General features: G+C 54.5%; 25 protein-coding genes and 3 pseudogenes. 17 read left to right on the top strand and 11 right to left on the bottom strand.

Going from position 1 to position 24,982, the window contains the following annotated elements; genetic code table 11:
* The first annotated feature begins 371 nt into the window (after nucleotides 1-371).
* Nucleotides 372-656, top strand: coding sequence for a DUF1652 domain-containing protein (locus AC1MDT_RS07415; protein WP_480421407.1), 285 nt, complete (start codon nucleotides 372-374; stop codon nucleotides 654-656).
* Nucleotides 657-761: 105 nt separating this feature from the next.
* On the opposite strand, the gene AC1MDT_RS07410 is transcribed toward AC1MDT_RS07415, so the two are convergent.
* Entirely contained in the window at nucleotides 762-1,172 is a 411-nt protein-coding gene (locus tag AC1MDT_RS07410) for a response regulator (protein ID WP_480421406.1), read from the bottom strand.
* Nucleotides 1,173-1,360: 188 nt separating this feature from the next.
* Between AC1MDT_RS07410 and AC1MDT_RS07405 the strand changes: the two genes are divergently transcribed.
* Nucleotides 1,361-2,062, top strand: coding sequence for a glycosyltransferase family 2 protein (locus tag AC1MDT_RS07405; protein WP_480421405.1), 702 nt, complete (start codon nucleotides 1,361-1,363; stop codon nucleotides 2,060-2,062).
* A 109-nt stretch (nucleotides 2,063-2,171) separates the two neighbouring features.
* On the opposite strand, the gene AC1MDT_RS07400 is transcribed toward AC1MDT_RS07405, so the two are convergent.
* The 4 genes from AC1MDT_RS07400 to AC1MDT_RS07385 form a co-directional block, all read right to left on the bottom strand.
* Nucleotides 2,172-2,375, bottom strand: coding sequence for a hypothetical protein (locus AC1MDT_RS07400; RefSeq protein WP_480421404.1), 204 nt, complete (start codon nucleotides 2,373-2,375; stop codon nucleotides 2,172-2,174).
* Nucleotides 2,376-2,393: 18 nt separating this feature from the next.
* Nucleotides 2,394-2,645, bottom strand: a complete 252-nt coding sequence (locus AC1MDT_RS07395; protein WP_480422726.1) for a hypothetical protein — start codon at nucleotides 2,643-2,645, stop codon at nucleotides 2,394-2,396.
* Nucleotides 2,646-3,466: 821 nt separating this feature from the next.
* A complete protein-coding gene (locus AC1MDT_RS07390; RefSeq protein WP_480421403.1) occupies nucleotides 3,467-3,682 on the bottom strand; it encodes a DUF2934 domain-containing protein in 216 nt (71 codons plus the stop codon).
* A gap of 653 nt (nucleotides 3,683-4,335) precedes the next feature.
* Nucleotides 4,336-5,187, bottom strand: coding sequence for an EcsC family protein (locus AC1MDT_RS07385; protein WP_480421402.1), 852 nt, complete (start codon nucleotides 5,185-5,187; stop codon nucleotides 4,336-4,338).
* 704 nt (nucleotides 5,188-5,891) lie between these two features.
* Between AC1MDT_RS07385 and AC1MDT_RS07380 the strand changes: the two genes are divergently transcribed.
* Both AC1MDT_RS07380 and AC1MDT_RS07375 read left to right on the top strand, forming a co-directional pair.
* Nucleotides 5,892-6,323 (top strand): DNA methylase, encoded by a 432-nt coding sequence (locus AC1MDT_RS07380; protein ID WP_480421401.1) that lies wholly within the window; start codon nucleotides 5,892-5,894, stop codon nucleotides 6,321-6,323.
* Nucleotides 6,320-7,060 carry a DUF72 domain-containing protein gene (locus tag AC1MDT_RS07375; RefSeq protein WP_480421400.1) on the top strand — a complete coding sequence of 247 codons (741 nt, stop codon included), beginning with the start codon at nucleotides 6,320-6,322 and terminating at the stop codon, nucleotides 7,058-7,060. The genes AC1MDT_RS07380 and AC1MDT_RS07375 overlap by 4 nt, the downstream gene beginning before the upstream one ends.
* A 64-nt stretch (nucleotides 7,061-7,124) precedes the next feature.
* Here AC1MDT_RS07375 and AC1MDT_RS07370 read toward each other — a convergent pair whose 3' ends face one another.
* Complete coding sequence (locus tag AC1MDT_RS07370) at nucleotides 7,125-7,400, bottom strand: hypothetical protein (RefSeq protein WP_480421399.1); 276 nt, start codon at nucleotides 7,398-7,400, stop codon at nucleotides 7,125-7,127.
* 121 nt (nucleotides 7,401-7,521) lie between these two features.
* Between AC1MDT_RS07370 and AC1MDT_RS07365 the strand changes: the two genes are divergently transcribed.
* From AC1MDT_RS07365 to AC1MDT_RS07345, 5 genes are all read left to right on the top strand, one after another.
* Entirely contained in the window at nucleotides 7,522-8,661 is a 1,140-nt protein-coding gene (locus tag AC1MDT_RS07365; protein WP_480421398.1) for a glutathione-independent formaldehyde dehydrogenase, read from the top strand.
* Nucleotides 8,662-8,819: 158 nt separating this feature from the next.
* Entirely contained in the window at nucleotides 8,820-9,677 is an 858-nt protein-coding gene (locus tag AC1MDT_RS07360; protein WP_480422724.1) for an SDR family oxidoreductase, read from the top strand.
* Nucleotides 9,678-10,048: 371 nt separating this feature from the next.
* Nucleotides 10,049-11,077 (top strand): acyl-CoA dehydrogenase family protein, encoded by a 1,029-nt coding sequence (locus AC1MDT_RS07355; protein ID WP_480421397.1) that lies wholly within the window; start codon nucleotides 10,049-10,051, stop codon nucleotides 11,075-11,077.
* Between the two features lie 98 nt (nucleotides 11,078-11,175).
* On the top strand, nucleotides 11,176-11,847 hold the full coding sequence (locus AC1MDT_RS07350; RefSeq protein ID WP_480421396.1) for a PIG-L deacetylase family protein: 672 nt from the start codon (nucleotides 11,176-11,178) through the stop codon (nucleotides 11,845-11,847).
* Nucleotides 11,844-12,440 (top strand): SAM-dependent methyltransferase, encoded by a 597-nt coding sequence (locus tag AC1MDT_RS07345; protein ID WP_480421395.1) that lies wholly within the window; start codon nucleotides 11,844-11,846, stop codon nucleotides 12,438-12,440. The genes AC1MDT_RS07350 and AC1MDT_RS07345 overlap by 4 nt, the downstream gene beginning before the upstream one ends.
* Nucleotides 12,441-14,240: 1,800 nt before the next feature.
* Here AC1MDT_RS07345 and AC1MDT_RS07340 read toward each other — a convergent pair.
* Nucleotides 14,241-14,450 (bottom strand): annotated as a pseudogene (locus AC1MDT_RS07340) (hypothetical protein).
* Between the two features lie 314 nt (nucleotides 14,451-14,764).
* Entirely contained in the window at nucleotides 14,765-15,013 is a 249-nt protein-coding gene (locus AC1MDT_RS07335) for a hypothetical protein (protein WP_480421394.1), read from the bottom strand.
* 782 nt (nucleotides 15,014-15,795) lie between these two features.
* Here AC1MDT_RS07335 and AC1MDT_RS07330 point away from each other — a divergent pair.
* From AC1MDT_RS07330 to AC1MDT_RS07305, 6 genes are read left to right on the top strand one after another with little or no spacing between them, the layout of a single operon-like run.
* Nucleotides 15,796-16,647, top strand: coding sequence for an STAS domain-containing protein (locus AC1MDT_RS07330; RefSeq protein ID WP_480421393.1), 852 nt, complete (start codon nucleotides 15,796-15,798; stop codon nucleotides 16,645-16,647).
* A gap of 4 nt (nucleotides 16,648-16,651) precedes the next feature.
* Nucleotides 16,652-17,014, top strand: coding sequence for an STAS domain-containing protein (locus AC1MDT_RS07325; protein ID WP_025112567.1), 363 nt, complete (start codon nucleotides 16,652-16,654; stop codon nucleotides 17,012-17,014).
* A complete protein-coding gene (locus AC1MDT_RS07320) occupies nucleotides 17,011-17,415 on the top strand; it encodes an anti-sigma regulatory factor (protein WP_480421392.1) in 405 nt (134 codons plus the stop codon). Before AC1MDT_RS07325 ends, AC1MDT_RS07320 begins: the two co-directional genes overlap by 4 nt.
* Nucleotides 17,412-18,425, top strand: a complete 1,014-nt coding sequence (locus AC1MDT_RS07315) for an ATP-binding protein (protein WP_480422723.1) — start codon at nucleotides 17,412-17,414, stop codon at nucleotides 18,423-18,425. The genes AC1MDT_RS07320 and AC1MDT_RS07315 overlap by 4 nt, the downstream gene beginning before the upstream one ends.
* Complete coding sequence (locus AC1MDT_RS07310) at nucleotides 18,418-19,293, top strand: sensor histidine kinase (RefSeq protein ID WP_480421391.1); 876 nt, start codon at nucleotides 18,418-18,420, stop codon at nucleotides 19,291-19,293. The genes AC1MDT_RS07315 and AC1MDT_RS07310 overlap by 8 nt, the downstream gene beginning before the upstream one ends.
* Nucleotides 19,283-21,226, top strand: coding sequence for a response regulator (locus AC1MDT_RS07305; RefSeq protein WP_480421390.1), 1,944 nt, complete (start codon nucleotides 19,283-19,285; stop codon nucleotides 21,224-21,226). Before AC1MDT_RS07310 ends, AC1MDT_RS07305 begins: the two co-directional genes overlap by 11 nt.
* A gap of 235 nt (nucleotides 21,227-21,461) precedes the next feature.
* Here AC1MDT_RS07305 and AC1MDT_RS07300 read toward each other — a convergent pair.
* Together AC1MDT_RS07300 and AC1MDT_RS07295 are read right to left on the bottom strand one after the other, a co-directional pair.
* Nucleotides 21,462-22,160 (bottom strand): annotated as a pseudogene (locus tag AC1MDT_RS07300) (transposase); the annotation flags it as partial.
* 1 nt (nucleotide 22,161) lies between these two features.
* Entirely contained in the window at nucleotides 22,162-22,404 is a 243-nt protein-coding gene (locus tag AC1MDT_RS07295; protein ID WP_480421389.1) for a type II toxin-antitoxin system PrlF family antitoxin, read from the bottom strand.
* 235 nt (nucleotides 22,405-22,639) lie between these two features.
* On the opposite strand from AC1MDT_RS07295, the gene AC1MDT_RS07290 reads away from it, so the two are divergent.
* Both AC1MDT_RS07290 and AC1MDT_RS07285 read left to right on the top strand, forming a co-directional pair.
* Nucleotides 22,640-23,026, top strand: a complete 387-nt coding sequence (locus AC1MDT_RS07290; RefSeq protein ID WP_480422891.1) for a hypothetical protein — start codon at nucleotides 22,640-22,642, stop codon at nucleotides 23,024-23,026.
* Between the two features lie 472 nt (nucleotides 23,027-23,498).
* On the top strand, nucleotides 23,499-23,960 hold the full coding sequence (locus AC1MDT_RS07285) for a PRC-barrel domain-containing protein (RefSeq protein ID WP_480421388.1): 462 nt from the start codon (nucleotides 23,499-23,501) through the stop codon (nucleotides 23,958-23,960).
* A gap of 129 nt (nucleotides 23,961-24,089) precedes the next feature.
* Here AC1MDT_RS07285 and AC1MDT_RS07280 read toward each other — a convergent pair.
* Nucleotides 24,090-24,714: pseudogene (locus tag AC1MDT_RS07280) on the bottom strand (histidine phosphatase family protein).
* Between the last annotated feature and the right edge of the window lie 268 nt (nucleotides 24,715-24,982).

Genomic DNA, 24,982 nt, shown 5'->3' with positions numbered 1-24,982 from the left:
CGTCAGGACTTTAAGAATCGCTCTACCGCTTTCTATGGGATTGGCGCCAAGATCATCGAAAGGTTCACGCGAGAGGCAAGTGATCCTATGAACAGGCATCTGCCTCGTTCACGAAACGACCTCTTACGATGTCCAGGTTTTCCATATGCACTTGATTGGCATGGCAATGTCCTTAAGACGAACACGGTTTGAGGGCTTACGCTTTGGCCTCGCCTTTGCGCAAGACGATGCGATTGATGTTCGAGTTCAACACCAAGGGCTAACGGAGCTTTTAGACTCGATAAGAGCAAGCTGCTAGTCGCGCTATGTCTGCAGAAAAACTATTCTTCATAGAACTGCATTACCAAACCTTGACCCTAAGGACGAACGTCGTGATTTCCATTCTTGAGTTACGCCACCTCATCGAATGCGGTTTTCTACCTCTTTCCTGCATTTGCACTGTGAATCCGGATGGATCCCTAATGATCAAAGTGTTCGACCCATCCACTGGGCGCGTTGATCTTTTGGTTACCGCAGTGACGACCAGAAATCTGACGTCCAGTCGTGCGATTGCACATTTGATTGGTGAGCTTCGGGCTGAAATGGCCGCTTGCCCCACGCTGTTACATGAGAGCGACAGCGATGCGCGTGGGTTTGCCGAGGGTAGGCTGATGTAAGGCAACCTCCATCGTTCAGCGGCAGTCTTTGATGGCATGGCAAAGGTTCGACTCTGATCGCCAACCGAGCGCGTAAGAGCCTAATGTCGTGCCGATTGGAGAGGCTCAAATTTTACGGATGGGGTGGCCAGGCTGAAGGAGAGACGCTACCGCGACGACCAAGTCGTCCAGAGACCAAGGCTTATGCAAATAAATAGTTGAAGGCGGCACCGTCGCGGGGTCAAGCAAATACCCAGATGTCAAAATTGCCCCGATGGAGGGCCATTTACCCCTAACCATTTCAACGAACTCTGTTCCTTGGATTTGCCCCGGTACGCCGTGATCAGCGATCACGAGGCAGCATTGGCCATGCGCTTGCAAAAGATAGGTTAATGCATCATCAGCAGCCTCGAATGCCAATGCCTTTGCGCCTATCTCAGCCACAATATCCACCATCAACGAGCGCAACATTGGGTCGTCTTCGACGACAATAATCGCTCCTTGGATCGGTAATATCCCTGCCCAATTAACATTCACTCTTCAATTCCTTAGTCGGGCACAAAAGCCGACGCGTCCGAAGTTACGTTCTGAGTGTATCCACAATTTAGAGGTCTGCCGCCTTCCAGAGACAATTTTGCGGGATGCCACAGACATTCTTTAAACCTTCTCACAGATAGCCGTGTCGATAGTTGGAGACCACAAGCTTCGCATATCGAGGAACGTCAATGATCGGTGTCGTGATACCCGCCCATAATGAAGAGAAGCACATCACCGCCTGCCTCTCGTCCGTCTTACTCGCCGCGAAGCATCCAGGACTTGGAGGTCAACAGGTCAGCGTGCTTGTCGTCTTGGACGACTGCTCAGACGACACCGGCAGGTTGGTTTGCGCTATGCAAGTCACCACGCTTAAGGTCTCTTTTCGCAACGTCGGTAAGACAAGAGCTACGGGAGCCGAAGAACTGCTCAGCGCCGGAGCCCAATGGTTGGCGTTCACTGATGCCGATACTGTCGTTCCGCCTGAGTGGCTTGTCCGTCAGATGGAGTTCTTGGCTGACGCGGTATGTGGAACTGTCGAAGTGGATAGTTGGAGTGAGCATGGGGAATTGGTTCGTTCCAGATACATGCAGAGCTACCAGTTTATCGAGAACCATCGGCACATCCACGGCGCCAATCTCGGACTGAGCGCCGCAGCGTATAGAAGCACGGGCGGATTCCAACCTCTGGTTGCCCACGAAGATGTCCACTTGGTCGCTGATCTAGAACGGATCAGTGCACACGTTGTCTGGACAGCAACCAATCCGGTAATTACAAGTGCTCGCAAGGACTACAAATGTCGGGGTGGCTTCGGCGACTATTTGATGTCTCTCGGCGCGGCGCTGGAATCTACGACCTTTCAGTCCGAAGGGGGGGGCGACGCCGTTCCATGAATCAAAAGAACAGGGAAGATCCAGAAATGGGATACATCTATCTCGTGCAATGGCCTGCGATGGTCGTGACGGTAATTTCAGCCTAGTTCGTTGGGTCTCAACAGCCATGTCAGCGGATGATCGCCTTCACGGCTTCGTAGCGACTAATGCTCTCTGGGTAATCTGGGAACTGCATTCGAACGCCAATGCATTGATCCTGGTCGAGTGCGTACTTTTGGGCATGAACGCCCGTGGCTTCACAAAAAATGTCAATGGCTACCGCGCATCGTAAGGGATTGCCGAGGTTGAATTTGATTCGCGCATGAAAATTCATGGAGTAGTTCGTTTTTCCCTACTGACCTTCGAGGTTTTTTTTGAACCCGCGTAGGTTCATGAGGAAAAGACAAATCTGCAGGACGATCAGGGCATACGCTTCCGCGTACACCCCCCAAATCGCCCAGAGCACATTGCTCAAGCTGAAGCATACAAATCCTGTCATTCGTCTCGCTGGCCGTTGAGATCCGATCAACCACGCGGCAAACACTGTCACCACCATCGCTGGCCATTGAACCCAATCTAAATATGCCAAGATTTTCTCCTTCATCGCGGTAATCACGCTATTCCATGTAACTGACACCGTTTGGTCGCAAACCTCTCACCATGAAATGCCGCTTCAACACTTGGCGTGCGAACTGGGCCATCTTTGAACGTGTCCGAAGTCTAGCCTGCTCTGACGGGCGGATATGGCCGATTCCCAGCGATTTCGACCGTGCTTATTCATTAGTAAAATTGAACGCGGGAGCGCCGAAGATATCTATTCCAAGCGATGACTCGTTTGCTAGGAGTGATGCTCACTAAACCAGAGCGTCCCTGAATAGGAAAACGCCGACTTACACACGCGCAGACCTTCTGGGTTTCGGCAATAGGAGGGCAGTTGGGGGTGATCCCTTGGATGCGCAAACGTGCAAGTGCTGGTTGAGGTACCAAGACGCATATAGGGATCCTCGATACCCAAAAGTTGGGGTGTGCATGAAAAAGGCAAAGCCGAGCAGATGACTGCTGATTATCACGTCAGGATAGTCTGCTGCACTTCTCCCATTACGAGGATCACACTATGCGCATTTAGTCCCTTGAATACCTGTTCAACGGCGAGCCCCGCACATACATGCTCGAATTCAAGCAGCCTCAGCTGCCCGTCCATGAGGCGGCGATGCGCCTGCTACAGCTGCATTTTGGGGATGGAGTGAACAGCCTGATCATGCTCACTGCGGACGCTACGCCGACGGAAATTTTTAAAGCAGGCTGCGCTGGTAGGGCTGATGCATATCGTCGATCAACCCAGTTGATGGCCCGCATTTCGACGGTGCGCGTTTTCGATGGGAATCTGCCAGTCGTTGATCTTTATCTTCAACTGAAGCTTCAACGTCAGTCTTTATTTTGGTCTTCAGCCTCGGTAGTAGAGTCAGCTTTGGACGAGTCAGCTTCGCTGCCTAGCGTGGAGCCAGAGGTTGAACTGTCAAAATCCTCTTCGCCGGTTGATTTTTCAGCAGTGAACCAGTGCTCCAGGTCTTGTCCTTGCGGCTTCCCTTCTTTCTCCCAAAGCCGATACGCAGCTTCTCGAATTTTTTGTTCATCCATCATCAAGTTCCTCCCTTTGCTCACTGAGTGAATTTCGGGACAAAGGGAGAAAGCAGTGATGCCTCCTATTCGTCACAGCATTCAGGATAGGCGTCAAGACGGGCTTAATCGTTGCTGTTGGTCAGATATCGCATGTACATCCATGTCGCGGGTCAAGCCACGAAACTGTGCCAAGGCTTTGGAGAAAAAAGCTTCCGACCAGCGGCTGATGTTTGCTCCCATGCGGATCCGCCTCGCCCGATTGTCGGAAGCCGATGCAATGGAGGCCGCACGTTCCAGCCATGGGCATCAAAAGCTAGGACGAAATCAAGTTTGCGACCATCGAATGCAACGACATATCAATCATCCCGCGAGAACCTGACGTGTGTGCTTCTGAGCACGCTGCGAAATTGCGCTCCACTTGACCACCCGTTTGCATTCGACCTGACCAATCACTTGCATTCGTTATGACCAGCGATTGCATCAAATTTGACCTACACGCGTTGTAACCATGATCGGGAGAACGGCCAGAAGCAGACATTCAGCGCTAAGCCACTGTCGACCAAGAGCAATCATCAAAAACCGCTGACTGGAGCGCGGCGAGGCGATTTAACACGTTGCACCCCCCTCTGCTCTCAAGAACGATGAATGGCATTGTTGACTCAAATCGCCCGCTTTTAGCTCACCCCAGGCGCGGCCTTGATGGCTGTGTACTCATTCTTGATCTGCTCAAAGCCATATTTGTCCTCAAGCCTTTTGACGATGAAGTGCCCTCGCGCCATGTCCTGATAGAAATGGGTAAACAGTGCATTGATCGTCGCCCCGGTAAAGGCCCCCATCACGGGAACGGCCTGCGCCGCGAACTTGCTGGAAATGGTAAAACCATAACGTGCCGCGACTTTATCGATCAGTATCGCCAGCCATTTCCCAGCCTGCCCCGGGGAAATGCTACTGATGGCCTTGGAGCCCTGCTTGGCGGCTATCCCCGCCAGCTCCTTGGACAGCTGTTGCATAGCCTGAGTGGTGAAACTGCGGGTCATGTAGTAGCCCGTCTCCGTCGCATCGTCGGCCTGGCTGTTACCGCCCATGGCAAACACCTCGATACATGCCCGCTTGGTGGCAAAGTCACCCAGGTCAAAACCTTCACTGCGGGCCACGTCGGCGACCGAGCGCATCATGATGGTGGTGGAGATCGGCAGTTCGACAAACAGCGCGGCAATACCGAAAGCTCCGCCGATGGCGCCCGACGTCGCGGCATAGACCTTGTGCAACCGGGTCGAGGCAGGCTTTTTCGGGCTGTTCTCCAGGCTCCACAGCGCCGCGTCAGCGGACGAATGCAGCGCCGCCGCCACTGCACCATTGATCCTCTTTGAAACCATACCCGGCAATGCCTTCACCGCGCTTTCGATGGGTGAGCCGATCATGCCGGACAGCCTTGCCGTCAGGGAGGGTGACTCCAGCAAACCAACGGCCCGCTTCAGGTCATGGTAGTCCTGCGGGTTGTCTCTGATGCTCACAGGCGTCTCCATTAGATTTTTCGTGTTCTCTCATAAGCCAAAGACCCGAGAGGCGGGCCATAGTGCCGTCTTTTCGAGAAGGATAAATAAAGCGTGGATGGGTTGTACGCCGATGAACGCTTAGTGCTGACCATGAAGATCAATCGAAAGCTTCTGCACATGACCTTTAGTCACGGTACGGGGGCGTCGACATTCAATGACTACAGTCGGTCAGAAGCAGCAATCGCGAGCGAATGTGATCCTGGTTATGGGGGAGGGGGGGGGGGCTAGATGGATGGATACGACCTGATTGCATTGAAAACGTCATCTCCCAGAACTTTCGTTCGATCTTCTAAGTCGACCAAACACCAGTCTGATCATCGCATTCAATTGCGTATCAGTGGGCATGCTATGGCAGGCTGCTCATGAGTAGATCGGATACAACTATCAAATGGTGATGCCGATGAATTGTCTTATCTGTGTAGGTGTTGCTGAGCGCATTCAGTGCACTGGCCCATGGGAAGAAAGAGATTGTCCGGACTGTGGACGCTACCGGGTTTCGGACGAGCTTTTATTGACCTTGATGGAGCAGGGCCAGATTTTCGATGTGAGCAAAACCAGAGGCTGGCTAGCTAGCAGGCGTGTAGATGGATTCGTCCCCTCTATTGAGATCCATGAAGCACTGCTGGTGCCCTGAATGGAGCAGATCGTATCCCGAGTTTGTAGAGAGGCGCCGAATGTCCAAAATCATTAGCGCAAAGGATCTGCAAATCAGTCTCGTGGATGCGAACGAAGAAGGGTTGTTCAAGTGGTTGGTCGCCAGTTTTCTGATGGGCAAACGAATCCAGGGACAGATTGCCGCCAAGGCTTATCAGGTAGTTGTAGAAAAACATCAGTGTGATACGCCTCGAAAGCTCAGCCACTGCACGCACCGCGAATTGGTTGTGATGCTCGGTGAAGCTCATTATGTGCGCTATGACGAAACCACCGCGTCCCGCCTACTGGCATTGGCTCACAAACTCACCAATGAATACGCCGGAAAGGTTAGCAACATCGTAACGGCGAGCGCTGATCGCCAAGAGTTTGAAACACGTCTTTCTGCCTTCGAGGGGATTGGCCCGAAGACCATCGAGATTTTCATGCGGGAAGCGGCGAAGGTGATCTTTTGAGCATTCATCCGATTTTCATTGGCTGTGCAGGCTGGAGCGTTGGGCACGAGCAGGCGGCCGCGTTCCCTGTCGACGGGACTCACCTGCAGCGCTACGCCGCGCAATTCAATGGCGTTGAAATCAACAGCTCGTTCTATCGGCCGCATCGTCAGCAGACTTACGCGCGCTGGGCCGACTCTGTGCCACTAGACTTGCGTTTTTCTGTGAAGGTACCTAAGCGCATCTCACACGAGTTGCGCTTGGTCGACTGCGATCATTTGCTGGAAGTCTTTCTCGCTGAATGCTCAGGGTTGGGCGAACGTTTGGGCTGTTTGCTCGTGCAGTTGCCGCCGTCGCTGGTATTTGACGAAAGGGTCGCAGAAGGGTTTTTCATGGCGCTCAGAGCGCAGTACTCGGGGTCGGTGGTATTGGAACCACGGCATCCATCATGGATAAGTGCCGAGTCATTGTTGATTGCCTTTCGCATTGCACAAGCGGCCGTCGACCCATCGCGTATTCCTACCGACGCGGCGCCACGAGGAACGACTACTGTCAATTACTGGCGACTGCACGGTTCCCCTCGCACCTATCACAGTCTCTATGATTCAGCGTTTTTGCAAAGACTTGCAGCCCAGCTTCAATGTGCGGCATTCGAAGGCAACGTGTGGTGCATTTTCGACAATACAGCCAGTGGAGCTGCGCTGAATAATGCGCTGGAACTTAAGGCACTCCTGATGAAAGCCAATCGATCCACCTAATGTCCGTCGAGATTCTTCTGGAGTCCACGAAGGTTCATCAGGAACAAGCAGATTTGCAAAACGATCAGTGCATACGCGCCAGAGCACGTCCCCACATCACCCACAAAACATTGCTCAGACTGAAAGAAACAAATCCGGTCATGCGCCTGCGTGGCCGCTGTGAACCGATGATCCACGCTGCCACTACCAGCATCCCGCATGGGCCATTGAACTCAATCCAGAAGCCCAAGTTCTGCACTTTCACTAACCTCTGATTTTTTCTCGCTTCTCCAGCGGATGGCCGCTTGCGCTCGAAAAGAGATTCCAGCCTGATCAGAAAATTCAGTACTTCCGACGTCATGACCGCCGACTAACCATTCGTCCGGCATCCCCTCAATCGTTTGAACATACGCCTTATTCCTTCTGACAGATAAGTCTGAGCAGACGAAATTTTTCCTTCGTTTTGCTAATGGGAGAACAACATGAAAGCCATCGTTTATAACGGCCCTCGTGACATGAGCGTGCAAAATGTCCCGGACGCCAAAATAGAAAAACCTACCGATGTCCTGGTACGGATCACCACGACCAACATCTGTGGTTCAGATCTGCACATGTACGAAGGACGTACATCGATGGAGACAGGGCGCGTGTTCGGACACGAAAATCTCGGAGAGGTCATTGAGGTGGGCACCGGCGTTGACCGGGTAAAGGTCGGTGATCGTGTGTGCCTGCCGTTCAACATCGGCTGCGGGTTTTGTGAGAACTGTGAGAAAGGCCTGACTGGTTTTTGCCTAACCGCCAACCCCGGAAACGCAGGCGCTGCCTATGGATTTGCAGAGATGGGGCCGTATCAGGGCGGGCAGGCGGAGCTGCTCCGCGTACCTTACGCGGACTTCAACTGCCTGGTGCTGCCCGAGGACGCGCAAGAGCGTGAAGACGACTACGTCATGCTGTCTGACATCTTTCCGACTGGTTGGCACGCTACGGAATTGGCGGGTCTGTTACCTGGTGAGAGCATAGCCATTTACGGCGCAGGCCCGGTCGGTCTTATGGCTGCTCACTCAGCCATGATCAAAGGCGCCTCACAGGTATTCGTGGTCGACAACCATCCCGACCGTTTGAAGCTGGCCGCCCAAATGGGCGCCACTCCAATCAACTCGCTGGAGAAGCAAGCCGTGGATCAGATCCTCAATTTGACGCATGGCAAAGGAACTGATCGCGGCTGCGAATGTGTGGGATATCAATGCTGCGACCACCATGGCCATGAAGCCAATCACTTGACCATGAACAATCTCGTTGCATCGACCAAGGCTACTGGGGGAATAGGTGTCGTCGGCGTATTTGTTCCCGAAGATCCCGGTGCCAAAGACGAGCTCGCGAAGCAGGGCAAGATGGCTTTTGACTTCGGAGCGTTCTGGTTCAAGGGACAGCAGATCCGCACTGGTCAAGCCAACGTCAAAGTCTACAACCGGCGCTTGGCGGAGCTCATTCACCACGGTCGTGCCAATCCGGCGCAAATCATCTCTCATCGCCTGAAACTCGCGGAAGGGCCTGACGCCTATAAGCACTTCGATGCGCGTGACAATGGCTGGACAAAGGTTGTGCTTAAGCCGGCCGCCTGAGTCGTCAATGCGATGCCTGCGCCGGCTGCGCAAAAGCCGGCGTATTTCTTTAACCGTGGAAGCTGAACCACCGAAGTAGTCCGTAGGTGATTACAAACCATTTCAAACGGGCCGTCGTCATGTCCGGAATTGAGTTAAAGATGAAAGGAACAATTGTGATGAAAGACTATCCCAAACCACCCTTTAAACCACAGCAGCAGCCTATTCCTGGTGAGCAGAGCCGAATGGAGCCAAACCCCGATTGCGGTGAAAGTAGCTACGAGGGGTCGGGTCGTCTGGCCAACAAAATTGCATTGATTACCGGTGGTGATAGCGGTATCGGGCGTGCAGTGGCGATAGCCTTCGCGCGCGAAGGCGCTGATGTCGCGATCTCCTATCTCGATGAACACGAGGATGCGAAAGAAACCGCACGGTGGGTAGAAGATGCTGGACGCCAATGTCTTCTATTGCCGGGAGACCTTAGCAGCCATGCGCACTGTGCAGGGATAGTAAACGACACGGTGGCAAAGTTCGGGCGCATTGATGTACTCGTTAACAACGCAGCCTTTCAGATGACATACGAGACACTGGAAGAAATTCCCGACGAAGAATGGCTGAAGGCATTCGATGTCAACGTCACTGCGATGTTTCGTATCTGCAAGGCTGCGCTTCGCCACATGGCGGAAGGTAGCTCGATCATCAATACCAGTTCTGTGAACTCCGATGCTCCTAATCCCACCCTGCTGCCTTACGCCACCACCAAAGGGGCGATTGCAAACTTCACTGCCGGCCTCGCGCAAATGTTGGGTAAGCGGGGTATTCGAGTCAACAGTGTCGCGCCAGGGCCAATCTGGACGCCATTGATCCCGTCCACGATGCCAGAAGACACGGTGAAAAACTTTGGATCAAACACACCATTGGGCCGCCCTGGACAACCGGTCGAGGTTGCACCGATCTATGTGCTATTGGCATCGGATGAAGGCAGCTATATCTCAGGCGAACGTTACGGTGTTACGGGCGGAAAACCAATTCTCTAAAGCCTGGCCTCTATACGGGTTTGAAAAACCTTTCTAGGTAATGTCCTCAGACCTTCGCGAGAAACACAATAACTGGCCGATTCACGAGCCTCATGGTTGCCATAGATAACACCGACGACCGGTTCATTTCGACTCAAGCACTCATCTGATTAGACAGAACACAATTGTTAAAAAAGCCTCTATAGCCTAAATAACTCTCGCATACCTATGCTTGAAGATTCTGCTCATGGTATTTGCCCCAATAATTCAATGAACTCCTGTAGGCGAGCCATCTCTGAACATAAGGGCATTCCGTCGAAAGTTCAAAATACACATTTCGCCAAATGCTCCTGAAACCTCCGTAACGACCCCCGCTACCAGGGAGAGTGACCATGAGCAGATCCGCACCTCTCAAAAATCTGCTTGAGACGTTTACTTCTCGGCGCGTGGTGCAAACACCAGATAATGTTCTGCAACAATTGATGCAGAAGCTCGTCCGTAGTGGGTTTGCAAACCTGCCAATGCCTGGTCAGGGGCAAACGTTGGATCGCTGGCGGACTTTGGCAGAGGTCGCCGGCTGTGATCTAGCGTTGGTCAAGTTGTTCGAAGGCCATACCGATGCGATGGCTATTATGGCGGAGCTCCAGTCTACCGAAGCTGTGGCTTCCGGCAGTTGGGGTATTTGGGCGGCAGAGCCGCCATTCGCCAGGGTAAAAATAGTTGATCGCCAAGGAGGCCAAGTACATTTGCACGGACGCAAAGCCTGGTGTTCCGGTGCGCCAATGCTAGATCAAGCACTACTTACCGTATGGGATGAGCAACTGCGATCGCAATTGGTCGCGGTCGAGTTGCAGCAGCCAACGATAAGGCTAATTGACGATGGCTGGGAGGCGGTTGGCATGGGTAGTACAGCCAGCATCGACGTGGTGTTTGAGGGAACACTTGGTCGATGCGTAGGGGCACCGGGCATGTATGTGGATCGTCCCGGCTTTTGGCAGGGTGGAGGGGGCATAGCTGCGTGTTGGTATGGGGCTGCGTGCGGGCTTGCTGGTTACCTTCGTGAGCATTGCACCAAGCCATACCACGACGTCCATGCCGAAGTTCACCTGGGTGCCGTCGATGCGGCATTATGCGCCGCAGCGGCATCTCTTAGAGAAACTGCCACGTGGATTGACCTCAACCCCAATCACTCAGCAGAGATTCCTGTCCGGCGTGTCCGTGCCCAAGTGGAAGTCGCGGTGAGTGTTGTTCTGGAGCATGTCGGGCGTGCTCTCGGCGCAACACCATTTTGTCGAAACAGTCATTTCGCAAGACTCGCCGCCGACCTTCCTGTATTCGTACGGCAAAGTCATGCCGAGAAAGATCTTGCAGAGCTGGGAAAACTTATCGCTAGGCAATCGGTAAACGGGTGGTTGTTGTGACAGTTCAGCGGGAAGCCCAGGCAGAAAACCTTATTCGAGGCTCCGGTACAACTCTGGCCGAATGGCAGACCAGTACATTCTTGGCACGCGTGCCACACATGACCTATTCGCAACTGATTCCGGTAGGTCAACGGCTGGTGGTTGTTGCCCCTCACCCTGATGATGAAGTCCTTGGCTGTGGGGGCATTTTGGCGTGGATGAAAGGCAGAGAGTCGGATGTCTTACTGATTGCAGTCACCGATGGCGAAGCCAGTCATCCGGGATCCCTCAGATGGACAAGCTCACGTCTTCGCCAGGAGCGCCCACTGGAAAGCGCCTGTGCTCTCAATCTATTGGGACTCGATGTCAATGCGATGGACTGCCAGCGTCTGGGTTTGCCCGACGCTGGTGTAGCAGGCAGGGAGGATCAGTTGGTTAAGCTGCTCCTGGCTTTGATTCGCCCTGGAGATTGCGTTGTTTCGACTTGGCAAATGGACGGGCATTGCGACCACGAAGCCACTGGCCGGGCAACTGCTTGTGCAGCATCACAGATCGAGGCCTGTTTTATCGAGGTGCCGGTTTGGGCATGGCATTGGGCGAGACCACAGGATCAGAAAATACCTTGGCAACGCGCGCGTAAGTTGATGCTTAGTGAGCAGGTGTTGGCACGAAAGCGAGAAGCCGCTAACGCACATGTCTCTCAGACCACAACGGATGGGGAAACCTCGGCAGTGCTAACCCGAGAGACTCTGGATCGGCTGCTGCAGCCTTTTGAACTGGTGTTTGTATGAGTCTCTCGCCTGACTATTTCGAGCGTATGTTCGACTACAGTGATGACCCTTGGTCTTTCCGGAGTCGATGGTACGAAAAGCGCAAACGTGATCTGACGTTGGCTAGCCTGCCTCGACAACGTTATCAGCGGGTCTTCGAACCGGCTTGCGCCAATGGTGAGCTCAGCGCATTGCTGGCTGAACGCACTGATTCATTGCTGTGTCAGGACATTAACCAGAAAGCAGTGAGTTTGACGCACTGTCGATTGGCTGCGTTGCGTCATGTTCGAGTCGAGCAGGCACGTATTCCCAACGATTGGCCTGACGGCACCTTTGACCTGATCGTATTGAGTGAGGTGGGGTACTTTCTGGACTCCAGCGAATGGAACCAAGTTATCGAAAACACGTTGCGTAGCTTGAGCCATGACGGAGGTGTACTGGCCTGCCATTGGCTCCATCCGATTGAAGGGTGCTGTCAGAACGGTCATGACGTGCACACAGCACTTGGAGATCATCTGGACTTATATCGGTTGGTGCGTCATGAAGATGCGGACTTTTTACTCGAGTACTGGAGCCGCAAGCCAACTTCGATTGACCTTGCGGAGACTTACTAATAGTTACTGGGCTAGCGATTTCAGGTAATCACCAGAACCTTCCCAGCAGCGGCAGTTTTTGAGTGCGCTGGTCGTCACCCGCATTAGATAAATTGAACGTGGGAGCGTCGAGGATCTCGATCCCCATACAGACCGTTTGGGGGCAAATGAAAGAAGAGCTAAGAAGACTGGCCATAACTGCTTGGCGACAGCTTTTTAATCTGCCCGATAACCGCGTCGACGCTGAGGACAGTTACGACAGGCTGTTGACGTCTGCTGATGATATGGAGCGCAAAGGACTCATCTCAAGCCCTGAGCGGCGCAAGCTCGTTTAGCAAGCCGAAACATTATTCGCGAGCACCGCTGCGTCCTGAAGCGCGCGGTGTAGGTCATAAGCCCAAGGTTTGAGAGATTGTCCTGCATGGGATGTGGACGAGTGGAATGGGATTATTCAAAGAGTGAGCTAATGTTTACTTGTTCACCTCGCCAGTTGCAGCCTGATCAGCTCGTCCCTGAGCAGCTGGCGAGGTGATCTTACCTATACGACTCATATTTGTGGCATTGAGAGTCCAGCGTTACAAAGTCGTCTGTGACTGACCGTACCCTGTTTAACCATTGCGGATTGAGTCACTCCGGTGCGATTCAGGCGTCCCGTTGATGAACTCTTCATCTCTACTGATCGTATCTATCGCTACTTGCACAATGCCGACGACGTGAATTGTGGGCGGGATACGACCTATTTGGCCGAAAAGCGTCAACGCCCCGAACTTTCCGCCGGTTATTTCAGTCGATCTACCATAAGCGCCAGCAGCGCACTGAATGAGTGTTTGAGCGCACGCCTACGCAAGCGGCCCACGAAAAGGCACTCGGTTGCCCTTTAGGCTCCTGATGCAGAGGCAGTCAGTGTTGAGGCAAGCGATGGCCAAATATATTGGCGATGTTGCGGAAAACGACGGCTGGTTTGTCCTCGAAGCCCTACGTCCTACTGGCACCCTTTACAAATACTAGATCAACCATGGGGTCGAGGTGCCAGACCGCTTCCCGGGCCCAAGCAGAGGATACCTATGAGTACAGCGTTGTGGTCGATTCACAAGCTCATCGCTGGCAGCATCCGGGCTGGAGAGGCCTGCCTTGGCATGAAACTGTAATTTACGAACTCCATGAGGAGAGGGTGTGAAGATGATTTCGAGATTTGTTGTTGTCCCTGCAATACCAACAGAAACGGGATCAATGCGTAACGGAGCGCGCTTCTACTGCCGGACTGTGTCCATAGGTTTCAACATTTATGACAACGAAGAGAAACTACGTCTGACGACTACCTACCAGGCCCGAGAAGAAGCTGAGAATGAGTGTCAGCGACTGAATCTGGAGCGCCTTCAAAACGTACGTTCGGATCGAGAATCCATGACTGCGTTGTAGGAATTTATCTCTCTCACAAAGGTATCCGATTTTTAGAGTTCCATACCGAGTGGATCAAATGCTCAGGGACGGACGATGTGTGTGCCACTTTGACGCGGAGGCTCGGCGTTCAGGAGCGAACACGCAGGCTCTTCCTCCGTCCTGACTTTGAACACACCATGCTTGCTAGCTGAGCCTCCCTCGACAAGATTTATGACTCTGTATCGCTTAAGGCCATCTTCCAATCCGGTGGTCTCGATAACCCTGAATCATGGATGTATTGTGCATTCCCCGCTAAAGAATGGTGGTCTAGAAGTACCGGTAAGACTCCAGGATTTCAACAACTGCGCAGGACTGAGCTGAGACAATTTATGACAGCGAGTCAGGTTTGCTAGGTGGTGAGTGGAGCTTAGGCTCACCAGCTCACTCAGGTGTCATCAGCACCGCAAGCGTCATATTGATGAACTCTTCGTTTTTGGTGAACGTCTCCAACGCTCCGCGCACATTGCCTCCCGCCTCACTGCAACCACGCTGCTCGACTCAAAGGGTGAGTTCCATAATGGCTGCCTCGAGGGCGAGTTGGTTTTGATTGATCTTGAAGAGTAGGGAAGGGAGCAGGTCTGAATTTGGCATCGCGATTCCTCCGTGGAAGAGGACAGCGTAGCAGGCGGGTACTATTCTCGTTCAAGCTAACTGGCGTCTGATGTCACCACTTTCGGAGACCAGTCTCTTCGAGCAGATCCGCATAGCAGCGAGTGAGATACTGATCTGGCTCAGTGGGTAACACGCGAATCAACATTACGCACTGCCAACTGCCTCGGATGCTGAGCATTCAATGTCGAGCAAACAGCGTCTGCCTCTGTCCTAACCTTGAAAACGCCATGCTTGCTATCGAAGACAACTCAGCCTGAGAAAGCTAGGGCGTAAAGCCCTAGCAGAAGCAGATGTCACTTTTTCTTTTTCGCCGGCTTTTCTGCCTTCTCTGATTTCTTTGTTTTTTCTGTCTTGTTATCAGCTTTTTTTGCAGATTTCTTTGGTTCGGCATCTTTTTTCTTGTCTTTCTTTTCGGAAGATTTCGAAAAAGCCGAGCCCGCAGCTGATTTCTTTGCCGGTGACGACTTTTTGTCTTTCACTTCCTTGCTGGCTTTCGAAGCTTCACCTTTGCTTTTTTTATCGTCTTTAGCCATGTTGACCACCTCTCGGAGTATGCCGGTATTGGCACATTGCCTGTGGGATTATCCACAAGCTGATCATTAGGCGAGCGCGTCCAAAAGCGGTTCAAATTTTTTTGATGCGTCGAGATGGGCTTTGGGTGATGACCAATAGGTACTGAGGGCTGGACATTCTAAATAGGTCATCAGCTACGCCTCGGAGTCCGAGGCTGATCGATTCGAATTGTGAACGACAGCATTTGTACGATATTTGGAGCCCACGCTAGAAGGTGGCGATACAAGTCGTGGGCCAGAGCGCGTACAGGCGTACGGCTACTGCTGCGCCCAATGCTCCGGAACATCGGCAATGTGATGTCATCACCGTGCATTCAGCTGAAACCATTTGCTCCTTCAATGGCCTGCCGAATTTTCATGGCCAGATCGCCAGGAATGTAAGGCTTGGAAATGGCCGGAAAGTCGCTACCCCCTGCCTCCGTAACTTCTCAAAGAGCGTAGGCATACCCATGGTGCATATTTCTACCCAAATGTCCGCTTCTGGGCGATTCTTGCCTGTCATGAGGGGCAAAAAACGACCCATGCTGCCGGTGGCGACAAGCAAAATTCAGCCAAAAGGCGGCACTTACTCACGAAGTATTACGGCTATAAGTAGCGTCCAAGCAAAGTGAATAGAAATTACAAGCGTCATTTGCTAAGCCGCTGTAAATTCACAAAACAACTCGCAAAACTATTTCCGATGGCTAGGCTCATTCAATTCGTGCCGGTCGCACTTGCTTACCGGCACCCCATAAGTACGGAGCAACAGGCACATGGCAGCACTGCAGAACACCACGCTTGATGCGATGAAAAACAAACAGGCGCAACTGCTGGGCGAATGGATTAACGGACTGGAAACCAGGGGCGCCACCCGCAACATCAAAGACCACGACCTGCAACAACAGACCAGTGAATTCTTGCAACTGGTGATCAGCGGCCTGCAGGACGACAACGGCACCAATATCAACGCGCCGGGCTGGGAGTCCACCCGCCAGTTCCTCGAAAAACTCTCACACAGCCGCGCCCTGCTCGGTCAGGATTCGCAACAGACCGCCAGTTTCATTTTCGCCCTCAAGGGCCCGCTGTTTGCCCTGCTACAAAATCATTACCGTGAGCAACCGGCTCTGCTCGCCGAACAGTTGTGGGAAATCTCCGAACTGTTCGACGCGTTCGGCATGCATACCATCCGCATCTTCCAGAAGTCCCGCGAGGCAGTGATCAAACGCCAGCAGGAAGAACTGCTGGAACTCTCCACGCCGGTGGTCAAGCTGTGGGACGGCGTGCTGGCGCTGCCGATGATCGGCACCCTCGATTCGCAACGCACTCAGGTGGTGATGGAATCGCTTCTGCAACGCATCGTCGACACCGGTTCGGAAATCGCCATCATTGACATAACCGGCGTGCCGACCGTCGACACCCTGGTCGCTCAGCACCTGCTGAAAACCGTGACCGCGATCCGCCTGATGGGCGCCGACTGCATCATCAGCGGTGTGCGCCCGCAAATCGCCCAGACCATCGTGCATTTGGGCCTCGACTTGCAAGGCGTAGTAACCAAGGCCAATCTGGCCGACGCGCTGAAACTTGCCCTCACCCGCCTGGGCATCAGCCTCGGCAAAGCGGTCTGAGCCGATGGAACGTATCCCGATTCTACAAATGGGCGACTTTTTGCTCGTCACCATCCAGGTCGACATGCATGACCAACTGGCCCTGACCCTGCAAGACGATCTGTCCGAGCGCATCAGCAAGACCTCGGCACGCGGAGTGTTGATCGACATTTCCGCGCTGGACATGGTCGACTCGTTCATCGGCCGTATGATCGGCACCATCTCCGGCCTGTCGAAAATCATGGACGCCGAAACCATGCTGGTCGGCATGCAACCGGCCGTGGCGATCACCCTGGTCGAACTCGGCTTAACTCTGCCCGGCGTCAGCACCGCGCTGAACGTCGAGCGCGGGATGAAGCTGCTGCAGGAACGAGTACGCCAACAATGACCGTGCGCAGTAGCGGGACTCAACCGATCAACATCGAACAAGACGTGGTGCTCGCCCGGCAGACGGCGCGCAAACTGGCCACCGAATGCGGCATGCGCTTGATCGACCTGACCAAGCTGGTGACCGCCGTCAGCGAGCTGGCGCGCAACACCATGGTCTATGGTGGTGGCGGCGACATGGATTGGCAGATCCTTGACGAGAGCGGCAAGGTCGGCCTGCGCCTGACCTTCCGCGACGAGGGGCCGGGCATCGCCGACATCAAACTGGCGATGACCGACGGCTGGACTTCGGGCAGTGGTCTGGGGCTGGGGCTTACCGGCGCCAAACGGCTGGTCAACGAGTTTGAACTGGATACGGAGCCCGGCAAGGGCACGCGCATCACGATCACCCGATGGACATGAATATCGGTGGGTCGCTGACCCAGGTGCTGCTGATCGAAGACAGTAGCCAGATCGGCCACGCCCGGCGCACCGCGCAGCGCCTCGCCGAGCAACACGGCTTTGATGCAACCGATGCAGGGCGCGTGGCGCTGGTGGCCACCGAACTGGCCAGCAACGTGCTCAAGCACGCCAGTCGCGGCGAGTTTCACCTGCGCCTGTTGCCTCGCCACGGCGGCGGATTCGGCATCGAGATGCTCGCGGTCGACCGCGCCAAGGGCTTTGATCTGGACGCCTGCCTGACCGATGGATTTTCCACCGGTGGCACCCAAGGCATCGGTCTTGGCGCCGTGGCCCGCCAGACCGAAGTGTTCGATGTGTACGCCGACGCCCGTGGCGCGGTGCTGCTGGCGCGTTTGTATCCGCGCGGCGATCGGCAGCCAGACTTGCGCTACGGAGTCAGCCAGCACTCTTTGCACAACGACCCGGCATGCGGGGACACCTGGCACTTGGCGTACAACGGCGCCAACGTCAGTGCGCTGGTGATCGACGGCCTCGGCCACGGCGAGGATGCCGAACGCGCGGCCAAGGCTGGCGAACGGGTGTTCGCCCAGACACCGTTCGCCACCCCGGTGCTGCTGATGGAGGATATGCACCGCGATATGATCGGCACCCGTGGCGGCGCAGCAGCGTTTGCCCAGTTTAATTCCGCCCGCGACGGCCTGACCTTTACCGGAGTTGGCAACATTGGAGCAAGCTTGATCGTTGCCGGCAATTCCCGGGGCCTGGCCTCGCACCCAGGCATCGTCGGCGGCCAATATCGGAAAGCCCAACCCTTTGACTATGCTCAAGTGAACGGACATCTATTGATCATGTACAGCGACGGCTTGCAGTCCCGTTGGAATCTTCAAGACTACCCCGGTCTGGTGCACCGCCATCCCGCCGTGATAGCCTGCGTCCTGCACCGCGATTTCTGTCGCGGGCGCGACGATGTAACGGTGCTGGTCGTTGCCCTGGAGGCCGCCCATGGCTGAGTCGCCAACCCTGAACCCCGCCGATCAGGCCGCGCTAATCGTCCAGTTGCAGAGCGAGACCGCGGCTCTGCGCGAAGAGCTCGACGAAACCAACCAGGGCGTGCTGGCGCTCTACGCCGAACTCGACACCCAGGCCGAACAACTGCGCCAGGCCTCTGACCTGAAAAGCCGCTTCCTGTCGTACATGAGCCACGAGTTCCGCACGCCGCTGGGTTCGATTCTGAGCATCAACAGCCTGCTCGCCGATGAACTCGACGGCCCGCTCAGCCCCGAGCAGCACAAGCAGGTGGCGTTCGTCAGCAGCGCCGCCCGCGAACTCAGTGATATGGTCGATGACTTGCTCGATCTGGCGAAGATCGAAGCCGGACGGATCACTATTTCTCCGGCGTGGTTCGACATGTTCGACCTGTTTTCCGCCCTGCGCGGAATGTTCCGGCCGATCGTTGATGCGTCGGCTGTGGATCTGATCTTCGAAGAGCCGGTCGGCCTGCCGCGCCTGTACACCGACGACAAGAAACTCGCGCAGATCCTGCGCAACTTCATTTCCAACTCGCTGAAGTTCACCACCCGTGGTGAAGTGCGGGTCTCGGCGCGTCTTGAGGGTCTGGACTGGGTGCGCTTCGCCGTCAGCGACACCGGTATCGGTATCGCGCCGGAGCTGCATGGTGCACTGTTCGAGGACTTCTCTCAGGTCGACTCGCCGTTGCAGAAACGCCTGCGCGGCACTGGCCTCGGCTTGTCACTGTGCAAGCGTTTCGCCGCCCTGCTTGGCGGCGAGGTCGGGCTGGACAGTACACCGGGGGTCGGCTCGACCTTTTTCGTGATCATTCCACTGGCGCTCGCCCTGGAGAACGTCGATGAAACGTGACATCCGTCTGTTGATCGTCGACGACAACGTCGCCACTCGCTACGCCTTGCGCCGGCGTCTGGAACGCCATGGCTACGAGGTGCTGGAGGCCGGCACCGGCAGCGAGGGCCTGGCTCTGATCGAGAGCGAGCCACTCGATGCACTGATCCTCGACGTCAACCTGCCGGATATGAGCGGCTTCGACATCGTGCGCATCCTGCGCGCCGATGCACGCACCGCGTTGCTGCCGGTGATCCACGTTTCCGCCGCATCGATCCAGACTGGCGACATCATCACCGGCCTCGACGCTGGCGCCGACGCATACCTGATTCACCCGGTGGATCCGGACGTGCTGCTGGCGACCCTGCGCACCTTGCTGCGAGTGCGTGATACCGAGAACGCGCTGCGTGAGAGCGAGGCCCGTTTTCGCGAGATTTTCGTCAACGTCTCGGCGCCGATTGCAGTGCTCGATGCCAACCTGAAAGTGCATGAGTGCAACCACGCCTTCGCGCAGATGATCCAGGACAACCTCGCCCTAGAAACCCTCAGCGAATGCTTCGAAGAAGACCAGGGCGCGATTCTTAATGAGCTGCGCCTTCGGCTGGTCGATGGCGAGCGCTGGAAAGGCACGCTGAACATGCGCGTGCAGGGGGAGATCCGCGAAACCGAGTGGCAGATTTCGCCATACCGCACGCCGCAGCTGAGCCTAGTGTTTGTCGAGGATGTCACCGAACACCGCCACCGCGAGCGCTCGCATCTGGCGCGGCTGGACGACACCACTACGCAACTGGCCAAGGAAGTCGCCGAACGGGTTCGCGCCGAATCGCAGCTGCTGCAAGTGCAGAAGATGGACGCATTGGGCAAGCTCACCGGCGGCATCGCCCACGACTTCAACAACCTATTGACCGGCATTATCACCAGCCTCGAACTGATCCAGAAGCGAATGGCCGATGCGCGTCCGGAAAAGGTGCAGTACTACGCCGAAGCAGCGCTGAATTCGGCGATGAGCGCGGCGTCCCTCACCCATCGTCTGCTGGCCTTCGCGCGTCAGCAGCCGCTCGATACGCGGCCGGTGGACATCAACGAGCATGTGCGCTCGCTGGAAGAACTGCTGGTACGTACCATCGGCGAACGCATCACCCTCAAGCTTGAACTGACCACCAAACCGGCTATTGCGCTGGTCGATCCGGTACAACTGGAAAGCGCGGTGCTGAATCTGGTGATCAACGCCCGGGATGCGCTGCCCAAGGGTGGCAATATCTGGGTCAACACCTATGCGGCGTATTCCCATGGCGATCCGAATCTGGCCGATGGCGCGTATGTCGCGCTGTCGGTACGCGACGACGGCACCGGCATCGAGCACAGCGTGATCGACAAGGTATTCGACCCGTTCTTTACCACCAAACCGCTGGGCCAGGGCACCGGGTTGGGGCTGTCGACGATCTACGGTTTCGCCCGCCAGTCCGGCGGCGATGCGCACATCCGTAGCGTGGCACGTCGCGGTACTGAAGTGACAATAATGCTGCCTGCCACCAGTGACCCGACGGGGGCTGATGTCGCGCCGCTCGTTGTCGATCCGCCGGGTGCTGGCGAGCATGTGCTGATTGTCGAGGACATGCCGTCGGTGCGCATGTTTGTCACCGAAGTGCTGGAGGACGCGGGTTATCGATGCACCCAGGCAGCGGATATCGAAACCGCGCTGGAGAGCTTGCAGAATGATCTGACGATCAACCTACTGCTGACCGACGTCGGCCTCCCGCGCATGAGCGGCCGGGAGTTGGCAGATGTGGCGCGAGGCTGGCGTGAGGGTTTGCCGATCCTGTTTATGACTGGCTACGCCGAGACCGCGGTCAACCGTCAGGTGTTTCTGGGCAGCGGCATGGAAATGCTGGTCAAGCCATTCCAGATCAGCGAACTACTGGAAAAGGTTCGCCGCACATTAGATTTCAAGTAAATAGATAGCAAACGTTGGTGCTGCGATAACTGGAGCAGAATTTGGGGGTGAATGGCCGCTTCTGGCCCAAAGTGTGTAAAAACGCTCATGGCCTTCATCGTCTTGGATCATAGACGCGCGTTGGCTGAGCGATCGCACGGTCAATGCATCGGTCGCATCGGTCGCATCGGTCGCGACCTGGAACACGTCAACGCCGTTTTTACAGGCTCTGGGATGGGCCAAAATCAGCCTTTTTTTAGGCCGACAGTGCTTTCATCAAACCGTTGGCATCGATGATTTTCATGACCCGTTTCAGGTTGTAGGCGAGCACATTCAAGCTCATCTCCGCACTCGCCCCGGCCAGCTTTCGCGTCTGGAAATGCGTCGCACCCTTCCATTGGTGAGCGTCCCGAAGGGGTGCTCAACCGTCCGTTTTCGGACTTGCATCATCTCCTGGGCTTTGCCCAGCCGAAGCTGCATTTCATCCAATACGGTTTCATGCTCCCAGCGCCGAATTCGTCGTTCCGTGCTCGGTGTGCATTGCGACTTCAACGCGCAGCCCTGGCATTTCGAACTCCAGTAACGATGCAACTTCAGGCCTTTTTCAACGTAGGAGTAGTGCCAGATCAGCGCCTCGCCAGCTGGACATGTATTCATTTTTGAAACGTCGTAGATGAAGGCATCATTGTTGAAACGCCCATCGGCTTTGGCTGCTTAGGTCATCGGCTTGGGCACATAGGCGGTAATACCTGCATTGTGACAAGCGAGGATTTGTTCGCTTTTGAATAACCTCGGTCAGCCACAACCGACAACGTATCTGACGCCATCGCCTCGCGGGCTTGCTTGGCCATCGAGCAGAGTTGATCGCGGTGGGAACCGACGTTAGTCACCTCGTGCGCAACGATTAATGGTGCTGAGTATCGACCGCTGTCTGCACGTTGTAGCCGACGATTGCTTCACTCATCATCCGCTGGAAGCGGAGAGTTGATGTCGACATCGATACCGCCGACTAAAGAGTCGAGGCGAGCCAGGAAAGTTGAATCGAGGGCGATCAGACTCTCAGGGTTGCTCAATATGTCGTCTTCCAGCAATTTCAGAAACCCGCAAAGCTCCCGGTCATTCTCTGAGGCGCCTACGTGCCCCGACGCATTGCGAGAGTGGATCGTGAAAATGGATGGAGTAGGATTTGAATCGTTCATGGCACTGACATTATCTGCGCTTGAAGCTCTTGTCATGCTCTGCCTTCGGAAGCCGTAAAGCAGTGCGTATCGCCGAGGGGGGGTGTCGCTGATTCGGGCCCTTGGCCCGGCTAGCCCGAGGTTTTTCAGATGGAGATAAGAGTGCTGTCATCGATCAAGGAATACCAACCAGAGCCCCAGATCCCACCGAGTGTTTGGATAACCCTCGGGCTGCCATCACGCGGTACCAAGCTTCATGACCTGGTTCACGAAGGACTGCCTTTCGAATCTCGAGCGGATAGCGAGCTTACTGCAGGTGCAGCCTGGGGTTATCGCCAGTGCTATTTGTGTGTCTCATGCAACGTTGGCTCGCAGGGCGAAAACAGGTTGTTTTAAAACCGCTGAAAGCGACCGCCTGATTGCATTGGTAGCTGTTTTTCAGGAAGCCATTGCCCTGTTTGAAGGCGACGTCAGCGCTGCAAGTGGATGGATGAAATCATCTGTTCGTGGTCTTGGTAAACGTCCCTTGATATGGTTGAAACGCACAGTCAACCGTGAGAAGGGCTCCACACATGAAGCTTATGCGCATTGGGGTCGACCTGGCCAAGAACGTGTTTCAGATTCACAGAGTGGATCGTCATGAGCAGCCCATCTGGCGGCAGCGTTTACCTCGCGATCGCTGGCTGCAAACGGTGCTGGAAAAGATCGACATTCGCCTGCCGCTTTGATGTCCTGCTCCGGACTTTACTGAAGCTCCCTATATGGACTATCACTCAATTAGTTCGCTTCGCTGACCGAGGTCGGTTACAGTCGCGGGCGAAACTTAGTCGTCATATTTATGATGTCATATGCATGCATGAGACATAGTTGCCACAACAGTAAATCGCTTTATTCAGATATCTACGATAAGCAATGTAGGTAAGTGCCAATATATAAAACAACACAAAGCATCCCAAGTAAAAGCTAATTAAATATTATTTTATTCCCAACCTACCGTTCGTCGTCACGCGAAAAAAAATTCAAACTATTCGAAAGCGGGCGAATCTCATTAATACAGTCATAAAGGCTGCATATATATTTTCTGATTGATTGTTGGTTGTTGATAGGAGATAGCAATGAACTATGAAGATCGCGATACCTATGGCATGTACAAAACCAACCTCCTACGAGCTTCCGGCTCCGAGGAACAGGGGCCTGGGCCCGACCTAATGGGTGCAGACACACTCATTGGAAATGATGTTTATAACCATAATGAAGAGGACTTAGGAGATATTAAGGAAATCATGCTCGATGTTCGCAGCGGTAGAGTGAGTTATGCCGTTCTATCCTTTGGTGGTTTTCTTGGCATGGGAGAAAAGCTGTTTGCGGTACCTTGGAATGCATTGGCACTCGATACACTCAATAAGCGATTCGTACTAAATATAGAGAAAGAGCGTTTGGAAAATGCACCAGGCTTTGACAAGGACAGCTGGCCTAATATGGCCGACAAGTCTTGGGCTACAGAAATCCATTCTTTCTATGGAACTAAACCCTTCGATTACGATGCTGTCCAGAGACAAAGTATCGACAAGAGCTAACCGCTCTATCCAAAACGAAGAGTGATGCGCGCCGAGCAAAACAACGACATGCTAAGGCTGGCGTTGGGGGTGCCAAACCCTAAGGCGCGCATTGCGGTGACAAATGACTCTGTCGGCAGTAATTAGGGTTTAGGATGAAAACGCATGCGCCGTTTTGAAGTCTGCATTACTACGTACGATCTTGTAGCCACAGCAGTTAGGAACGTGGTTCGCGATTTCAAACTCACGCTAGTCAGCCATCGCTTGGGCATCAATGCCCTGCGTCTTGCGCTCGATTAGCCCAGCTACTGCATTGATAAACTGCCCATGGGAAAATACCGCGATGTCTTGGGCCGGATGCTCTGCAAGTCGCCCTAGGAATGACTGAACCCTAGATATAAAGTGCAAGAACGATTCGGCGCTTGCACCGTCCTTGAAAGCGGGGTCTGACCTAGACCAATATTCTTCTACCTAGGTTCGCCTTTCGGCAACGGTCGTGTTGGCACACCGCGTTGGTTCAAGGTACGTGAACTCTTGTATGGGCGAAATTTCAATCGGGGTGTCAGGGAAGGCAGCTACGGTGGCCATCGCGGTTCCTCGCGTTCGGGAGAACGGCGAGGAGACAATCAGAGCCGGAGTGTAGGGGAACGACCGAGCGACCAAGCTCGCTTGTTCAATCCCCTTCGGCGTGAGCAGAATGGTCGCGTGATCCAAAGTAGCTTCACCGGCGTTCGCGGCGCTTTCCACGTGGCGTATTAAGCCTCACATGCTTCATTAATATGATACTCGCATGGCTTCGGCCACTCGCTTCCAGCATTGGGCGTAGCGCGTCTTTGTCAGGTCGATTCAGCAATTTTCTATTCCTTTCAGAAACCCAGCACTCCGGGCTCGGAACGAGTGACCGCTTGGTGGGATTCAAATTTTTCTTTGGACTGAGGATGTGACTCTATATTTGTAATTCGGATAGCGGAGATCATCAATTTCGGCCCTGATGACTTAAGTGCTTTGGTATGCATTTCAGAAGGGGGTTGCTAGGCTGGTAA

Source organism: Pseudomonas sp. ASL7, assembly GCF_056680375.1.
The sequence above is the reverse complement of the archived record's forward strand: the minus strand, read 5'-3'. Positions and strand labels throughout refer to the sequence as shown.

Excerpts from the sequence above, each read along its gene's own strand:
- AC1MDT_RS07385 (WP_480421402.1), bottom strand. The coding sequence starts at position 5,187 with ATGGAGACGCCTGTGAGCATCAGAGACAACCCGCAGGACTACCATGAC.
- AC1MDT_RS07295 (WP_480421389.1), bottom strand. The coding sequence starts at position 22,404 with ATGAACGATTCAAATCCTACTCCATCCATTTTCACGATCCACTCTCGC.
- AC1MDT_RS07380 (WP_480421401.1), top strand. The coding sequence starts at position 5,892 with ATGTCCAAAATCATTAGCGCAAAGGATCTGCAAATCAGTCTCGTGGAT.
- AC1MDT_RS07400 (WP_480421404.1), bottom strand. The coding sequence starts at position 2,375 with ATGAATTTTCATGCGCGAATCAAATTCAACCTCGGCAATCCCTTACGA.
- AC1MDT_RS07315 (WP_480422723.1), top strand. The coding sequence starts at position 17,412 with ATGAATATCGGTGGGTCGCTGACCCAGGTGCTGCTGATCGAAGACAGT.
- AC1MDT_RS07330 (WP_480421393.1), top strand. The coding sequence starts at position 15,796 with ATGGCAGCACTGCAGAACACCACGCTTGATGCGATGAAAAACAAACAG.
- AC1MDT_RS07285 (WP_480421388.1), top strand. The coding sequence starts at position 23,499 with ATGAACTATGAAGATCGCGATACCTATGGCATGTACAAAACCAACCTC.
- AC1MDT_RS07365 (WP_480421398.1), top strand. The coding sequence starts at position 7,522 with ATGAAAGCCATCGTTTATAACGGCCCTCGTGACATGAGCGTGCAAAAT.
- AC1MDT_RS07355 (WP_480421397.1), top strand. The coding sequence starts at position 10,049 with ATGAGCAGATCCGCACCTCTCAAAAATCTGCTTGAGACGTTTACTTCT.
- AC1MDT_RS07345 (WP_480421395.1), top strand. The coding sequence starts at position 11,844 with ATGAGTCTCTCGCCTGACTATTTCGAGCGTATGTTCGACTACAGTGAT.
- AC1MDT_RS07310 (WP_480421391.1), top strand. The coding sequence starts at position 18,418 with ATGGCTGAGTCGCCAACCCTGAACCCCGCCGATCAGGCCGCGCTAATC.
- AC1MDT_RS07370 (WP_480421399.1), bottom strand. The coding sequence starts at position 7,400 with ATGACGTCGGAAGTACTGAATTTTCTGATCAGGCTGGAATCTCTTTTC.
- AC1MDT_RS07390 (WP_480421403.1), bottom strand. The coding sequence starts at position 3,682 with ATGATGGATGAACAAAAAATTCGAGAAGCTGCGTATCGGCTTTGGGAG.
- AC1MDT_RS07360 (WP_480422724.1), top strand. The coding sequence starts at position 8,820 with ATGAAAGACTATCCCAAACCACCCTTTAAACCACAGCAGCAGCCTATT.
- AC1MDT_RS07305 (WP_480421390.1), top strand. The coding sequence starts at position 19,283 with ATGAAACGTGACATCCGTCTGTTGATCGTCGACGACAACGTCGCCACT.
- AC1MDT_RS07405 (WP_480421405.1), top strand. The coding sequence starts at position 1,361 with ATGATCGGTGTCGTGATACCCGCCCATAATGAAGAGAAGCACATCACC.
- AC1MDT_RS07325 (WP_025112567.1), top strand. The coding sequence starts at position 16,652 with ATGGAACGTATCCCGATTCTACAAATGGGCGACTTTTTGCTCGTCACC.
- AC1MDT_RS07395 (WP_480422726.1), bottom strand. The coding sequence starts at position 2,645 with ATGAAGGAGAAAATCTTGGCATATTTAGATTGGGTTCAATGGCCAGCG.
- AC1MDT_RS07350 (WP_480421396.1), top strand. The coding sequence starts at position 11,176 with ATGACCTATTCGCAACTGATTCCGGTAGGTCAACGGCTGGTGGTTGTT.
- AC1MDT_RS07320 (WP_480421392.1), top strand. The coding sequence starts at position 17,011 with ATGACCGTGCGCAGTAGCGGGACTCAACCGATCAACATCGAACAAGAC.
- AC1MDT_RS07290 (WP_480422891.1), top strand. The coding sequence starts at position 22,640 with ATGACCTGGTTCACGAAGGACTGCCTTTCGAATCTCGAGCGGATAGCG.